This window comes from Achromobacter semiaridum, from assembly GCF_053543755.1.
Window position 1 is genome coordinate 1 of sequence record NZ_JBLVOL010000048.1, and the last position, 14,368, is coordinate 14,368.

Annotated in this window: 14 protein-coding genes; 5 read left to right on the plus strand and 9 right to left on the minus strand. The window is 64.1% G+C overall.

Annotated elements, in window-relative coordinates; translation table 11 throughout:
* The 8 genes from ACNPP0_RS14420 to msrC form a co-directional block, all read right to left on the minus strand.
* On the minus strand, nucleotides 1-177 hold a 177-nt coding region (locus ACNPP0_RS14420; protein ID WP_448706327.1), incomplete at its 3' end, for an FmdB family zinc ribbon protein.
* A 207-nt stretch (nucleotides 178-384) separates the two neighbouring features.
* Nucleotides 385-1,668, minus strand: coding sequence for a putative Na+/H+ antiporter (locus ACNPP0_RS14425; protein WP_332609509.1), 1,284 nt, complete (start codon nucleotides 1,666-1,668; stop codon nucleotides 385-387).
* Between the two features lie 192 nt (nucleotides 1,669-1,860).
* Nucleotides 1,861-2,757, minus strand: a complete 897-nt coding sequence (locus ACNPP0_RS14430; protein WP_448706268.1) for a DUF6999 family protein — start codon at nucleotides 2,755-2,757, stop codon at nucleotides 1,861-1,863.
* Nucleotides 2,754-4,721 carry an iron-containing redox enzyme family protein gene (locus ACNPP0_RS14435; protein WP_448706269.1) on the minus strand — a complete coding sequence of 656 codons (1,968 nt, stop codon included), beginning with the start codon at nucleotides 4,719-4,721 and terminating at the stop codon, nucleotides 2,754-2,756. The genes ACNPP0_RS14430 and ACNPP0_RS14435 overlap by 4 nt, the downstream gene beginning before the upstream one ends.
* 32 nt (nucleotides 4,722-4,753) lie before the next feature.
* The gene (locus tag ACNPP0_RS14440) at nucleotides 4,754-5,686 is read right to left on the minus strand and encodes a fatty acid desaturase (RefSeq protein ID WP_332609504.1); all 933 of its coding nucleotides are present in this window, start codon (nucleotides 5,684-5,686) and stop codon (nucleotides 4,754-4,756) included.
* Nucleotides 5,646-6,422: a sterol desaturase family protein gene (locus tag ACNPP0_RS14445; protein ID WP_448706271.1), complete on the minus strand. Its 777-nt coding sequence runs from the start codon at nucleotides 6,420-6,422 to the stop codon at nucleotides 5,646-5,648. The genes ACNPP0_RS14440 and ACNPP0_RS14445 overlap by 41 nt, the downstream gene beginning before the upstream one ends.
* Before the next feature lie 135 nt (nucleotides 6,423-6,557).
* A complete protein-coding gene (gene dapA / locus ACNPP0_RS14450; RefSeq protein WP_448706273.1) occupies nucleotides 6,558-7,451 on the minus strand; it encodes a 4-hydroxy-tetrahydrodipicolinate synthase in 894 nt (297 codons plus the stop codon).
* A gap of 319 nt (nucleotides 7,452-7,770) precedes the next feature.
* The gene (gene msrC / locus ACNPP0_RS14455) at nucleotides 7,771-8,256 is read right to left on the minus strand and encodes a free L-methionine (R)-S-oxide reductase MsrC (protein WP_332609500.1); all 486 of its coding nucleotides are present in this window, start codon (nucleotides 8,254-8,256) and stop codon (nucleotides 7,771-7,773) included.
* A 158-nt stretch (nucleotides 8,257-8,414) separates the two neighbouring features.
* Here msrC and ACNPP0_RS14460 point away from each other — a divergent pair, with 158 nt between their 5' ends.
* The 5 genes from ACNPP0_RS14460 (at nucleotide 8,415) to ACNPP0_RS14480 (ending at nucleotide 13,331) form a co-directional block, all read left to right on the plus strand.
* On the plus strand, nucleotides 8,415-9,617 hold the full coding sequence (locus ACNPP0_RS14460; RefSeq protein WP_332609498.1) for an aminotransferase-like domain-containing protein: 1,203 nt from the start codon (nucleotides 8,415-8,417) through the stop codon (nucleotides 9,615-9,617).
* A gap of 116 nt (nucleotides 9,618-9,733) precedes the next feature.
* Nucleotides 9,734-10,660, plus strand: a complete 927-nt coding sequence (gene ubiA, locus ACNPP0_RS14465) for a 4-hydroxybenzoate octaprenyltransferase (RefSeq protein WP_448706275.1) — start codon at nucleotides 9,734-9,736, stop codon at nucleotides 10,658-10,660.
* Between the two features lie 194 nt (nucleotides 10,661-10,854).
* A complete protein-coding gene (locus ACNPP0_RS14470) occupies nucleotides 10,855-11,259 on the plus strand; it encodes a DUF1090 domain-containing protein (RefSeq protein ID WP_332609494.1) in 405 nt (134 codons plus the stop codon).
* A 356-nt stretch (nucleotides 11,260-11,615) separates the two neighbouring features.
* The gene (locus tag ACNPP0_RS14475) at nucleotides 11,616-12,008 is read left to right on the plus strand and encodes a DUF4148 domain-containing protein (RefSeq protein WP_332609493.1); all 393 of its coding nucleotides are present in this window, start codon (nucleotides 11,616-11,618) and stop codon (nucleotides 12,006-12,008) included.
* Nucleotides 12,009-12,209: 201 nt separating this feature from the next.
* Entirely contained in the window at nucleotides 12,210-13,331 is a 1,122-nt protein-coding gene (locus ACNPP0_RS14480; protein WP_448706276.1) for a saccharopine dehydrogenase family protein, read from the plus strand.
* Nucleotides 13,332-13,391: 60 nt separating this feature from the next.
* On the opposite strand, the gene glcC is transcribed toward ACNPP0_RS14480, so the two are convergent.
* The gene (gene glcC, locus ACNPP0_RS14485) at nucleotides 13,392-14,156 is read right to left on the minus strand and encodes a transcriptional regulator GlcC (protein ID WP_046802929.1); all 765 of its coding nucleotides are present in this window, start codon (nucleotides 14,154-14,156) and stop codon (nucleotides 13,392-13,394) included.
* Nucleotides 14,157-14,368: the final 212 nt, after the last annotated feature.

The following is a 14,368-nucleotide window of genomic DNA, read 5'->3' on the forward strand; positions in this document are numbered from 1 at the left end:
GCGGAAGTCGGTCACGTACCAGCCGGAGCCTTTCAGCTGGAATCCAGCCGCGGTCACCTGCTTGGAGAACGTGCTTTGGCCGCATTCGGGGCAAACCGAAAGGGGCGCATCGGAAATCTTCTGCAAGACGTCTTTGGCATGGCCGCAGGCGCTGCACTTATAAGCGTAGATGGGCATCAGGGGCTCCGAGGCACACGCCCGGAAAATCAAAGCCGTCAAACGCCAGACACAAGGTGGTCAGGAGCGACGGGGGGGCTAGGCCGGAAAAAATTCGGGGAAAGTCTTGAATTTTAGCGGTTTTTCGGAAACCCTCGGTGTCCGGTGCCGCCCCGGGGGGCCGAGGCGGCGCCCCGGGGCGCCCGGCCCCGGCGTTGCCGGGCTTTTCTAGACCGGCAGCAGGAACATGATGGCGGCGATCAGCGTCGGCCCCAAGGCGGACAGAAACAGCCGCCCCGACGATATCGTGCCATCGGGGAAGTGGTTTTTCAGAATGGCGAAACCGGCCGGGTTCGGCGCGTTGGCAATCACCGTCAGGCCACCGCCCGTCACCGCGCCGGCCACTAGCATGTAGCGCCAGGCTTCGTTGGTACCTTCGACCAGCGACCCCAGGTAGGTCAGCGCGGCGTTATCGGTAATGGCGGTCAGCGCCGTTGCGCCCCAGAACAGCACGAACGGCTGCAAGCCGCCCAGCAGATCCTGCAACCACCACTTTTGCAAACCGCCCAGCACGACCAGGCCGGCCAGGAAGAAGCCCACCATCAGGCCTTCCTTGATCAACAGGCGGTTCTGATGGCGCTTGTAGGCTTCGGAAAAGCCGATGAACATCATCAGCAGGCCCATGAAAATGGCCGGATGATGCGCGGTGAGCACCACGGCCACCAGGAAAACCAGATGCACGGCGATAACCAGCATCGGCACCGGCGGTCGGGAATCCGACCCCTGTGCGCCGTCGACACCGCCGCCCGTGCCCACCGAGCGGTCCATCAGCGCCTTGCGGCAGATAAACGTCAACAAGCCGGCGTTCAAGCACACGGCCACCGCCGCGCGCCAGCCGAAGTGCTGCGCCATGAACGCGGAATCCCAGCCGAAGGTGGACGCCACCATCAGCACCGGCGGCGCCGCGTAGGCGGTCAGCACCCCGCCGATCGACACGTTCACGAACAGCACGCCCAAAGTCAGGTATTTGAAGCCGGCGCGCCCGCTCGTGCGGAAATAGGCGTCGCGCAGCAGGATTGCCGCCAGCGTCATCGCGGCGGGCTCGGTGATGAAAGAGCCGCCCAGCGGCACCAGCGCCATCACCACGAAGAAGGTGGCCAGTTCGCGCGGCAGGGGCAGCACACGCGCCACGACGCGCACCAGCAAGCCCACCAATTCCAGGATGGGCCGGCTGGCGGCCACCACCATGATGACGAAAACGAACAGCGGCTCGGTGAAGTTGCGCGTGTCCATGTAGCTGACGGCGCTGGCCGGACCGGTCAGCGCGGCCATCGCGACGATCAGCGCAAACGCCCAGACGCCGAACACCGCTTCAACTTCGGCGAACAAATGCCAGATGCCGGCATGCGGCCCGCCGCGATGCGCAAGGCGCGCAAAAACGGGAACGGAAAACGTATGAAGAACCGCCACCGCGAACAGGATGGTGGCAATGACTTCAATGGGCTGGGGCATAAGAGGGACTTCCGAAATAGGGAATCACGCAACGGAAAAACCCGCGATGCGGGGCGCAAACCACGCGCGACGCAATCGCGATCCGGCGCTGCTTGCCGAACAAGGCAGGCAATATAACGCAGCCCTATTTCCGTGTAACGCAGGGTCTACACCAAGTGACGCCCCAAGACGCGCCGCTGCCCGGGCCCCTTTCTAGCTGATCGGCGCCGGCGGCTCCGCGCCCTGTTGCGCGGCCTTCATCTCCATCAGCAAGCTGTGCAGCATCTCGGTGGACAGGCCGTGCAACACCAGTCGATAGCCCGCCCGCAAGGTCGACATCGGCACCAGCGGATGGCTGTTGTTGACCAGGATCAGGTGCTGCGGCGCGCCCAGCAATTTGGCCGCGTAGATGCCGATGGTCTCGTCCAGCTGCAACGAATTGGCGGCGCGCCAGAAATCGTTGTCGGTCAACATCAGCTGGTACAGCGGCGTGAACAGTTCGATGGCGCTTTGCAGGTCCAGGAAGTTCAGCCTGCCTTGCGGCATGTCTTCCAGCTTCAGCGGTGGGTCCTCGATCATCGAGAAATCGACCGACTTGGGCGCGTGCATTTCCACGCCTGCCTCGCGCAGCGCCTGGTTCAGGCGAATCACGAAGTTAAACAGGTTCAGGTCGTGCTTGACGAAGAGTTCGTCCTTCAGGTCGTCAATGTCCAACGGCTTGAGCGGCGTGGTCGTTATCGGCACCGGCGAGTTCGCGCCGATGAACGCCAGCGCCTGCGCGCCCAGGTGAAAGTGCCGCAGAATCAGCCAGTTGGCCTCGGGCGACACAAAGCGCTTCAGGCCCCAGGCCAGGATGCGATGCAGCAGCCGGGAATGCGACCAGCGGCGCGGCAAAAAGGTCTTCACCACCTGGATCACGATGATGAAGGCGCGCGCCAGTGGACGCAGGAACGGCAGCAGGTACTGACGCGACGCGCAGCTGGAATCGGTCAGCCAGGCCTTTTTGACCTTGTCCGGCAGCGGTGTGCTGCGGTCCAGGTACAAGGCCAGCCAAGGGCTGGGGTCGGCCGGATCGTGCGCCTTGGCCAGGAATTCGGGTTCCTTGCTCATGCGGCGTCACCTTCCATGACATGGTGGAACTGCATCAGGTACAGCGCGGCGGTGCGGCGGGCGGTGTCCACGATGCGCTGCTCGGCGCGGCCGTCTTCGTCGCAGTCCAGAGCCAGTTCCACCGCCGACAGCCAGCGCGCCAGATGGTGCTCGTCGTTGTGGCCGTGGTATTCAAGAAAGCGGAAGGCGTCGGGCGGCAGCGTCAGGCTGGCCTTGAGCAAGGGCAATAGCGCCGGCACGATGCGCTGGCCCGTGCCTTCGATGATGTAGATGGCGCCCAGCAGTCCGATCGGATCACGCGTGGCGGCCAGGCCGTGCAGATAGGCGTTCAGCGCTTCGCCGCCGGGGTTGCGGCGCAAGCTGTCGATGTTGTCCACCGTGCCGCCCGCCGTGCGGTAGTCCTGAAACAGGATCTGGAAATCGTTCTGCTCTTCGCCGGCGTGCATGTCGATCAGCGCGGCCAGCGGCGCGTATTGCTCGGTCAGCGAAGCCGCGCCCTCGCGCATCCACTTGCTGCCTTCGCGCACCTGGGGAATCCAGTTTTCCATCCAGTTCAGATAATCGCCCGTCTGGAATTCCCGGCGGCGCAAGCGGCGCACCACCGGCGTGCGCCACACGCGCGAACGGTAGTCGTGCCAGATGGCGGCCAGCTCGGTCAGCAACTGGCCCAGGCCCTGCGGGGCCATGTCGGGGTCATGCGGCGGCGCGATGGCGTCGGCGTCATCGCTCTGCGTGTCGATGCGGGCCGTCGGATTCGCGCCCGGGTTTGCCGCCGGATTCACAGGATGATCCGCCGTGGACCGCGGCGCCCCAGCCCCGGCCGGCGCCTGCACCGCTTCCGCTTCCAGCAGCATGTAGGCGGCCATGAAGCGCCCCGATTCGGGGATATAGCAAAAAATCTGTTCGCCGGGTTTGATCTCGCGCGTTTCCAGGAACTCGGCCAGCATGATCAGGATCGAGGCCGCGCCCGTATTGCCGCGCCATGCCAAGTTGCTGAACCAGCGTTCGCGGGGAATCACCAGCCCGGCCTTTTCCATCAGGTCTTCGACCACGGGGATGAATTTTTCCGACGAGTAATGGCACAGGAAATGGTCGACTTGATCCGGGTCCACCCAGCCGTCGCGCACCAGCTTGGCGTATTCATGGATGCCGATGTCGAACAGATGCGGCAACAGCCGGATGTCCTGGCGCAGCGACAAGGCACCATCCGCTTCGGCTTCGTTCCAGGATGGATAGTCCAGATGGCCCTTTGCGCGGTCGGCGGACAGGCCCAGCTGCATGCACACCGGATAGTCGCCCGAGAACGACCGTTGATGCACCCACTTCAGTTTCAGCCGGACGTTCCTGGACGCCCCGGCCAGCGCGCGGCCGCTGTTGCCCAACAGCAGGGCACCCGCGCCGTCAGACAGCATCCAGCGCAGGAAATGCGCATCGAAATCGGCGTCGTATCCGCGCGCCGCAAAGCGCGATCGCTTGAACAGGCGCGACGGCAATTCGCTGGCTACGGCCAGCGCGCTGGCGTGTCCGCCCATTTCGACGCCTTGCGCCGCCGCCTGGATCGCCGACACCCCCGCCGCGCAGATGCCGTGCACCGACAGCGTTTCCATCGGCTGGGCAGCAAGCTCGCCCTGAATCATGTTGGCGAAACCCGGCATCAAGGCGTCGCCGCCCGACGACCCGCTGGTCAGCATGGACACGGCCGACAGGTCGCTGTCGGCACGCCGCAGGCAGTCGCGGATGGCGTTGGCGGCCAGCTGCGCGTTCGTGTAGACCGTCTGGCCTTCCGGGTCGATGGCGTAGTAACGGTGCTTGATGCCGTTCTCGGCAAGGATGCGGCCTTTAATGCGGCTGGACATGCGGTTCAGCGGCGCGATGTAGTTGTCCATCGCCTCGTTGGACACGGGTTCGCCCGGCATGAAATAGCCGGCGCCTTCCAGGTAGACACGATTAAACGCGATAGGCATGTGACGGGCCTCGAGTGGTAATGGGTAAGGCGCTAGCGAACATGCTCGGGCGCCATGCAGGAACGGCTGCGCAGGCGCGGCAGGATAGCGCTCAGCACGAAGACACGGAACATATAAGGCACCAGCCCCGCTTCATTCAGCGCCGGGTTGACGCGCGCGCGATAGTGTTCGCGATGCAGCCGGGTCAGTTCGGACCAATGCGCGCGCGGGTGCTCGTGATGCGCGGTGTGCAGGCCGATGTTGAACAGCAACGGGTTGACCAGCCCTTCAAAATTGCGCGCGTAGTTCAAGCCGGCAACGTCGCGCGGCCCACCGTCGGCATGGGCGTGCTGCAAGTAGTTCGTGGCCAGCAGCCAATGCAGGCCATGCAGTTGCGGCACGATCACGAACACCAGCGCCTTGACGGGGTTCACGGCCAGCAGCCCGCCCCACAAGCCCAGCCACGCCCCGTATTGCGCCATGCTGTAGCGCCACGCGCCCGGCCAGTGGCGGCGCAGCCGGCCCAGCCACGCGAAAAACATCGGATACAGCACCCAGCCCGCTTGAAACGGGTGCAGCACATAGCCCCACAGGTGGTTGGTATCGCCGCCAAAACGATAGGTGCGCGCGGCGTCGCGCGCGCCATGCTTGTAGCGATGATGATTCGCCACATGGGCTGGGTAAAAGACGAAGGTCGGATGCCCTTGCAGCAGCGTGATCCAGAAATCAGTGGCGCGGTTGGTCCAGCGGCCGCGCCACATGCGGATGTGCGTGTGGTTGTGGTGGATGACGCCGATGCCCAGCGTCAAAAACAGCATCAGCGCGTAAAGCGGCCACCAGAATCCGTACAGCCATTGCCAGGCCGCCAGCGCGGGCAACGCGGCCAGGTAGGCCAGGCTTTGCCAGTCGCGGCGGTTGCGCAAGGACGGCAGGCGCCGCCGGGCGTCAGGCTTTGCCGCCAACAGCGTCTCTGCGCTGGAATGCATCCAGCTGGTTTGCCGCGGCCTCGGCTTTCAGGCGCGTCCGAAACAGGCGATCCATAAACGTGAACTGAAAACCGTAATTGCCGTTGTAGCAGGCGTGATGCAGATGGTGACGCCGACTGGCGGCGAACCAATGCGCGTAGGACACCTTGGGGAAAAAGTCGTAGTTGGCGTGGCCGATGCAATTGAAGAACAGGCTGAACAGCGGCACCGACGCCAGCGCCCAGAAGCTGAAATCATGCAGCACCATCGGCAGCATGATGACGTTGCCCAGCATCAGCGCTTCGATGGGGTGAAAGCTGTAGGTCGAGAACGGCGTCGTGACCACGGACCGGTGATGCGGCAGGTGAAAACGACGCAGCAGCTTGGTGTGCAGCAAGCGGTGGTTGACCCAGAAATGGACATCGTTCCAGGCCACCAGCACCAGGATTTCGACCACGACTTTTTGCCAGCTGGGGTCAGGGTCCAGATGCGCCCAACCCAGTTGCAGCAGGCCCCACGGGAAAATCATGCCGGTGCCGAACAGCAGGATCGACAGGCCGGATTGCGCCAGTTCCCGGCGTAGCTGGCCCGGGCCCAAGGGGCGCGGATCCAGCGGCTTGCCGATGCCCAGTGCGGGCAACACGTGCTGGGTCAGCAGCCAGGTAGCCGCGCCGAAGACTAGATAGATGCCGCCGAAAAACAGCAGCCCCGCCAGCATCACCTGCCAGGCGGACAAGGCTTCAAAAGCTTGGGCCATGAACGTTTTGTTTCACCCCGAAGAATGGCCGCATCATAAGCAATCCGTCAGCATCCCGGTAGGGCTTTTATTACCAAATGAATCCGGGCAACACAAAGCTGAGGGACCGCAACGTCATCGCGCCCTAACTTCCGTCTACTGGCAAGGAAACTGGCGGTTCAGGCCCGCAACGGCCGCGTCCAGGCGCGCCGCCAACGCCGCGCTGGCGGCCGGCATCGGCTGCCGCAATTCGTCGATCAACAGGCCTTGGCGACTCAGCTGCGCCTTCAGCGGCCCGGGGTTGGGTTCTTCGCAGGCCAGGCGGATCACCGGCGCCAAGGCGTGAAACAGCCGACGCGCCAGATCCAGCTGCTGCGCGCGCACCGCCTGGTACATCGCCACGAACAGATCGGGCCGTACATGCGCGGCCGCCGCGATCATGCCCGACCCGCCCAGGCACAGCACCGGCAAGGTTTGCAGGTCTTCGCCCGCCAGCACATTCATCTGCCCGTCGGCTATCAGCGCCAGCGTCTTGTCCAACGACCCGCCGCAATCCTTGATGGCCGCCACGTTGGCATGCGCGGCCAGCGACAGCAACGTCGATGTCTCAAGTGTTGTGCCCGTGCGGTAGGGAATGTCGTACAGCACCAGGGGAAAGCGCGAAGCATCGGCAAGGCGGCGGAAATAGGCGGCGGCCCCTTCCTGCCCGGCCCGCACGTAGTACGGCGCGGGGGCCAGGATGCCGGCCAGCGGTCGCGTGCCAAACGCGGCCAGGCGTTGCAGCACGTGCCCTTGATGGTTGCCGGCCAGCCCCATGATGACGGGCAGGCGGCCGGCTTCGGCCAACACGGCGTCCAGCACCGCCAATTGCTCGGCGTCGTCCAGCGAGGCGGCCTCGCCCGTGCTGCCGCACACGACCAGCCCGTCAACCCCCGCCGCCGCGTAGTGGCGCACCAGGCGGCGCAACGCGCCCCCGTCGACGGCACCGCCCGAAAACGGCGTCACCAGCGGCACCCAGACGCCTTGGAACACAGATTGTTGAATGGACATGAGAACACTCCTTCGATGTAAGCGGACCGCGGTTGGACCGTACAGAAGTGCTCGGGATATCAGGGGTGCGCAAGAGGCGCCAAAGCGCCGCCAGAAGGCCGCTGTTCCGTCGCCCATCTGACGGAACAGCATGCTCCGGTCAGATGAGCGGCTGTTTTTTGGATTTCAGGCCGACGGCAGCCGGCACCACGCCCAGGGCGCGGATGCAGGAAGCGAATTGGATGGCCTGATGAATCATGAATGAACAAAAAATTAGGCGCACGTCGGCGGCTGATGCGCAAATCTACCGGCCGGCCGTTGGCGTGTCAACGGCCGCCGCTTAGCGCAGGCTGGACAGGAACACGGCGCACAGCGCCTGCATGCCTGCGCGGTCGTCTTCGTCAAAGCGGTCCGGCACGGGGCTGTCCACATCCCAGACGCCGATCAATTCGCCTTGATGCACCAGCGGCACGACGATTTCGGAGCGCGAGGCGGCATCGCAGGCGATGTGGCCGGGAAATGCGTGCACGTCCGGCACCAGCTGCGTCTGGCGCTGGCTGGCGGCCGCGCCGCACACGCCGCGATTCAGCGGGATACGCACGCAGGCGGGCTTGCCCTGGAACGGGCCAAGAACCAGTTCGGTGCCGTCAAAGAAATAAAAGCCCGCCCAGTTCAGATCGGGCAAGGCTTGGTAGGCCAGCGCGCTGAGGTTGGCGGCGTTGGCGATGCGGTCGGGCTCGCCCTCCAGCAGCGCGCGGGCCTGCGCGACCAATTCGGCGTACAGGGCGGACTTGGACTCGGCGACGATCGGGGCGGCTTCGAACATGGCGATAAATGTAACTGTACAGGCGGTTTTCGATGCAGGTGATTTTAGGGGTTCCGCGCGTTAAAGGGGCCGGGCTGCTACCGTATGGGACAATACTTTTTTGTCGCAGTCCCCTACACAAGCCTCTCCCTTTACCCTTCTTCTTCAAGAAGCAATCCATGGACAAGCCTCTCGAACCTGCGTTTTCCTTTTCGGAACGCGCCCAGCAACTTACCAGCTCCGCCATCCGCGAGATCCTCAAGGTCACCGAGCGCCCCGAAGTCATTTCGTTCGCTGGCGGCTTGCCGGCGCCCGGCGGCTTCCCGGTAGAAGTGGTACGTGCTGCGTTCGACAAGGTACTGTCCACCAACGGCCGCGCGGCCCTGCAATACGGCCCCACCGAAGGTTATGCGCCGCTGCGCCAATGGGTTGCCGACGACCTGAACCGCGCGGGCGCCAACGTTGCCGCCGACCAGATCCTGATCGTCTCCGGTTCGCAGCAAGCGCTGGACCTGCTGGGCAAGGTACTGATCGACAAGGACAGCAAGGTGCTGGTCGAAGACCCCAGCTACCTGGGCGCGCTGCAATCGTTCAGCCTGTACCAGCCGAAGTTCGTGCCGGTGCCCACCGACGAAGGCGGCCTGATCCCCGAATCCATCACGCCCGAACTGGCTGACGGCGCACGCTTCCTGTACGCGCTGCCCAACTTCCAGAACCCCACGGGCCGCACGCTGAACCTGGAACGCCGCATCGCGCTGGTCAAGCGCGCCGCCGAACTGAACCTGACCATCGTCGAAGATGACCCCTACGGCGAACTGCGCTACGCAGGCGAACCGCAGCCCGGCCTGGTGGCGCTGGCCGCCGAGTACGGCGCCAACGTCGTGCGCCTGGGCACGTTCTCAAAGGTGCTGGCACCGGGCCTGCGCCTGGGCTATATCGCCGGCGCCCGTCCGCTGATCAACAAGCTGGTGCAGGCCAAGCAAGCCACCGATCTGCACACGCCCACGCTGACGCAGATGGCCGTGTACGAAATCGTCAAGGACGGCTTCCTGGAAGAGCACCTGCCCAACGTGCGCGAAATCTACCGCGCCCAGGGCAGCTGCATGCTGGAGGCCATCAAGCGCGAATTCCCGTCCACGGTGACGTGGACCAAGCCGGAAGGCGGCATGTTCATCTGGCTGACGCTGCCCGAACACATGGACAGCACCAAGCTGCTGGAAAAGGCCATCGCGCAAAACGTGGCCTTCGTGCCGGGCGCGCCGTTCTACAGCGGCGTGGGCAAGCAGAACACGCTGCGCCTCAGCTTTGCCACCGTGCCGGAAGACAAGATCCGCACCGGCATCGCCATCCTGGGCAAGCTGCTCAAGGAATACACGGCCTGAATCGCGCCGGCCTGAATCGTGCCGGCTTGAAAGCTGCTTGAAGTTCCACGGCCGGGCGCAATGCCCGGCCGTTGTTTTATGCTGTCGGCTTTCCCGACCAAATTCTGACCGTGACAGTGAGCGCCTCGCAACAACCTCCCGTCGACCTCAGCGACATCGTTTTCACCGACTGGGTCGAACGCTGGCTTCCGAAATCCTGGCGGCCCTACGCGCGCCTGTGCCGGCTGGACCGGCCTATCGGCACGTGGCTGACGCTGCTGCCGGCCGTGGCCGCGCTGGTGCAGTCGGCCGGTGGCCTGCCCGACCTGCAACGGCTGATCGTCTTTTCGCTGGGCGCTTTGCTGATGCGCGGCATCGGCTGCACGGTCAACGACATGTGCGACCGCAACTTCGACAAGCACGTCGAACGCACGCGCTTCCGGCCACTGACCAGCGGCCAGCTGTCGATGAAGAACGCAGTGTGGTTCCTGCTCGGCCAGCTGCTGGTGTGCGGATCGCTGCTGTTTTTCCCGAACGAAATGAGCCGCTGGCTGGCCCTGGCCGTGCTGCCCTTCGTGTTCATCTACCCGCTGTGCAAGCGCGTCACGTACTGGCCGCAAGTGGTGCTGGGCATCTGCTTTAACTGGGGCATGCTGATGGCCTGGTCCGACACGCAGAACGTCGTGCCGCTGGCCGCCATCGCCATGTGGTTGGGCGCGGTGCTTTGGCAGGTGGGCTACGACAGCATCTACGCGTACGTCGACGTGCGCGACGACCGCAGCCTGGGGCTGCATTCCACGGCCATGCGCTTTGGCGACCAAGGCAAATTGTGGATCGGCGGTTTCTACGCCGCGACCGTCGTGCTGTGGGCCTGGGGTGGTTATGCCATGGGTTTGTCTTGGGCGTACCAGGTTGGCATGGCCGCCGTCGCGGTGCATCTGGCGTGGCAGCTGAAGGTGTTCGACATCCAGCGCCCCGACCGCAACTTCATGCTGTTTCGCGCCAACCTGTGGCTGGGTGCGCTGCTGGTGGCGGCGGCGTTGGCGGGCACGCTGATCCGGTGATCCGGTGATCCGTTGGTCCGTTGGTCCGTTGGTCCGTTGGTCCGTTGGTCCGTTGGTCCGCTAAGGACGACGGCCAGGGCGGGCCGCAGCGCACCGCCGGCGCCGGCCCGGCCGCGAACCGCGGGGCGCAGCATTGCCGCTCGGGCCAGATCAGGCCATCATGGCGTTTCCGCAACGCCTTACGGAGACACCGCATGCCCTCTTTCGTTAAATCCTTGGCCGCAGCCGCCGCTGCGTGCGCCGTGTTCGGCACCCTGCCCGCTCAGGCCGCCACCGATTGCTCGGCCCAACGAGGCTGCGCCGCCAAGTTCTGCGAAATCGAAAACGACATTGCCGCTGCGCAAGCACAGAACAACACGCGCCGCGAAGCCGGCTTGAAGAAGGCCTTGGCCGAAGCCAAGGCACATTGCACCGACAGCCGCCTGCAATCCCAACGCGAAACAAACGTGCGTGAGAAGCAGTCCAAAGTGTCCGAACGCGAACAAGAGCTGAAGGAAGCCCGCGCCAAGGGCAAGCAGGACAAGATCGATAAGGCACAGCGCAAGCTGGAGGAAGCCCAATCCGAGTACAACGCGGCGCTGGTGGAACTGAATCGCTAAGCGGCGTCGGGCACTGACAGCCACCGTCGCCACGTAAAGCCCCGGTCCAAAGCCGGGGCTTTGCTTTTCGGCGACCCCGGCCACTTCTCGGGGCGTACGCGGATGTGAATGGTCAACGGCGGCCGCCGCCGCCCACAACCTATCGTGTCATCAGACGGAAATATCGCCATCTATGGTGCCATCTGGTGGAATCCACATCGATTAGTACATTTTTTGGAAAGATGTTTTCAGGTAATAAGGGTTTATCCCGAGGTTGTTTGAGCACAGAATGCATCTCATCGGGACACAGCAAGCGAACCCCAGGCAATGACGTCAGAGGTTCGAATCCCAAGCTCACAAGACACCGGAGGTCTGCTATGAAAACCCTTGCTACCGCATTGATGCTGTCCATGTCCGTCCTGGCCGCTGGCGCGCAAGCCGCCGAAGCCGACCAAGCCCCCACCCGCGCTCAAGTGCAAGCTGAACTGCAACAAGCCAAGGTTTCGGGTCAATACACGTTTGGCGAAGAAGGCTACCCCGCCCCCATCGCCCAGAAGTCCAGCCTGAGCTCGCAACAAGTTCAAGCCGAACTGGCCCAAGCCAAGAACGCCGGCGAAGTCACCTTCGGCAACCTGGACTACCCGCCCGTCGCCGCTGCTGAACACGCCACGTCGCTGAGCCGCGCCCAAGTTGAATCGCAACTGGCTCAAGCCAAGGCAGAAGGCCTGGTGACCTTCGGCAACATGGACTACCCCCCCATGGGCAGCTGATCCCCTGGCCTGAAAAGGCCGTGACAGCCCCATCGAAAGCCCCTCGGCGAAAGCCGGGGGGCTTTGTTTTTTGACGCTTCGACTACTTATTAAGTCGTTATGTCGATAACTAAAGCCGTTACGACACTTTCGGTTCTACAAATCGACAGCGCTCCCGCATAGGATGAGGCCACCCCATCCCCTATCCGCAGGAGCAGCCCCATGTCCACGTCAGCCACCCGTCCCATCGTTTTGCTGGGCGCCGGAAAAATCGGTTTCGCTATCGCCTTGATGCTGGAACGCAGCGGCGATTACTCGGTGCTGGTTGCCGACCAGGATCCCGCCCGCCTGGGCGTGTTGGCTGAATTGGGCTGCGAGACGCGCCAGATCAGCGATGACGACTCCGTGGCGCGTTGCATCGAAGGCGCTTACGCCGTCGTCAACGCGCTGCCGTTCCATCGTGCAACCGCCGTGGCAGGACTGTGCGCGCGCGCGGGCGTCCACTACTTTGATTTGACCGAAGATGTCGCAAGCACCCACGCCATCCAGGCGCTGGCGGGCGATGTGCAAAGCGTGCTGATGCCGCAATGCGGCCTGGCCCCCGGCTTCATCGGCATCGTCGGCAACGCGTTGGCCCGCCGCTTCGACACCTTGCTGGACCTGCGCATGCGCGTGGGCGCCCTGCCGCGCTACCCGTCCAACAGCCTGCGCTACAACCTGACCTGGAGCACCGAAGGCCTGATCAACGAGTACTGCAACCCTTGCGAGGCCATCGTCGACGGCAAGCTGACCAGCGTGCCCGCGCTGGAAGGCTATGAGACTTTTGCGCTGGACGGGGTCGAATACGAGGCCTTCAACACGTCGGGAGGCCTGGGCACGCTACCCGCGACGCTGTTGGGGCGCGCCCGCAACGTGGACTACAAGTCCGTGCGCTATCCCGGCCACTGCAACATCATGAAGTTGCTGCTGAACGACCTGCGCCTGCGAGACCGCCGCGATCTGCTCAAGGATATTTTCGAGTCGGCCATTCCTACCACCGAGCAGGACGTCATCGTGATCCAGGCGTCGGCATCCGGCCATCGCCACGGCAGGCTGGAAGAAGAGTCCTACCCCATCCGCGTGTTCGGCGCCGATGTGGACGGCCACCGCCTGAGCGCGATCCAGCTGTCCACCGCCGCCGGCATTTGCGCCGCGCTGGATCTTGTGGCGCAGGGCGTCTTGCCGCAAAAGGGGTTTGTGGGGCAAGAAGCCATCGACCTGGACGCCTTGCTGAACAACCGCTTTGGCCGCGTCTACGCCGGCAAGCCGCTGGCACTGGCCGGCTGCGCGACGGCTGATCGCTAGCGCGCAATTCCCGTCGGGGGCCAAGCCCGCTCGCCTGCCTCCGCCCGCGCCAGCGCGGCGCTACGTCCAGCCTTCCAGACGCAGCGTCGCGCGCACCAGGCGCTGCTCTTCCTGCTCGATATCCGACAAGCTCTGCCGTACGCTGTCCACATGGTCGGCGGCGGCTTTGCGCGCTTGTTCGGGCTGGCGCCCCGTCACCGCGTTGTACAGCCGGGTGTGCTGACGGTCGATCTGCCGCTTTTCCGGTTCGCGGTGATACAGGTTGTTGACGCACGCGAATACCGAGCCCAGCAGCAGGTCGGTCAGTGATTGCAGCGTGTGCACCAACACCGGGTTGTGCGAGGCCTCGCAGATCGCCAGGTGAAATGCGTGGTCCAGATGGGCGTGCGTGGCCGTGTCGGTGGCCGTGCCCTGCGCGGCAACCATGTCGTCATAACGTCGGCGGATCATGATGAAGTCGGCTTCGGTGCCCCGGATGGCAGCCAGGCGCGCGGATTCCGCTTCAAGCAGCGAGCGCACTTCCAGCAAGTCGTACAGCGTGCGCGGCTGCGAATTGAACAGGTGCATCAACGGCCCGGCGTCCACCTTCGAGATGTGCGCCACGAAGGACCCCTTGCCTTGCGCGGTGTGAATGATCTCGCGTGCGCGCAGCAGCTTCAGCCCTTCGCGCAGCGCCGTGCGCGACACGCCCAGCTTTTCGGTCAGCCGCCGTTCGGACGGCAAGGCCTGCCCCGCCTTCAGCACGCCATCCAGGATCAGGCGTTCGATCCGCTCGGCCACTTCATCCGCCACCTGGCGAGGTTTTTCTTCTGTTTCCGCGTACATGCAATCTCCGCACCAGTGGTATGACCAAGCCGGCCATGGGGTTTCGGCTGTCCGCCACACCTCTGTAAGGTGCTGATATAAAACCATAAAAATCACATGCCTGTCTTACGGCCACGAAATAAACTGGTATGACCAGCTGGTTTTCGGGTAGACATCAGGGCGGGTGGGAACGATGATGTCAGGACAGATTCGCCCGGCGCCCGGCGCCGGCC

Excerpts from the sequence above, each read along its gene's own strand:
- ACNPP0_RS14440 (WP_332609504.1), bottom strand. The coding sequence starts at position 5,686 with ATGCATTCCAGCGCAGAGACGCTGTTGGCGGCAAAGCCTGACGCCCGG.
- ACNPP0_RS14430 (WP_448706268.1), bottom strand. The coding sequence starts at position 2,757 with ATGAGCAAGGAACCCGAATTCCTGGCCAAGGCGCACGATCCGGCCGAC.
- ACNPP0_RS14470 (WP_332609494.1), top strand. The coding sequence starts at position 10,855 with ATGCCCTCTTTCGTTAAATCCTTGGCCGCAGCCGCCGCTGCGTGCGCC.
- ACNPP0_RS14480 (WP_448706276.1), top strand. The coding sequence starts at position 12,210 with ATGTCCACGTCAGCCACCCGTCCCATCGTTTTGCTGGGCGCCGGAAAA.
- glcC (WP_046802929.1), bottom strand. The coding sequence starts at position 14,156 with ATGTACGCGGAAACAGAAGAAAAACCTCGCCAGGTGGCGGATGAAGTG.
- ACNPP0_RS14445 (WP_448706271.1), bottom strand. The coding sequence starts at position 6,422 with ATGGCCCAAGCTTTTGAAGCCTTGTCCGCCTGGCAGGTGATGCTGGCG.
- dapA (WP_448706273.1), bottom strand. The coding sequence starts at position 7,451 with ATGTCCATTCAACAATCTGTGTTCCAAGGCGTCTGGGTGCCGCTGGTG.
- ACNPP0_RS14460 (WP_332609498.1), top strand. The coding sequence starts at position 8,415 with ATGGACAAGCCTCTCGAACCTGCGTTTTCCTTTTCGGAACGCGCCCAG.
- ACNPP0_RS14425 (WP_332609509.1), bottom strand. The coding sequence starts at position 1,668 with ATGCCCCAGCCCATTGAAGTCATTGCCACCATCCTGTTCGCGGTGGCG.
- msrC (WP_332609500.1), bottom strand. The coding sequence starts at position 8,256 with ATGTTCGAAGCCGCCCCGATCGTCGCCGAGTCCAAGTCCGCCCTGTAC.
- ACNPP0_RS14435 (WP_448706269.1), bottom strand. The coding sequence starts at position 4,721 with ATGCCTATCGCGTTTAATCGTGTCTACCTGGAAGGCGCCGGCTATTTC.
- ACNPP0_RS14475 (WP_332609493.1), top strand. The coding sequence starts at position 11,616 with ATGAAAACCCTTGCTACCGCATTGATGCTGTCCATGTCCGTCCTGGCC.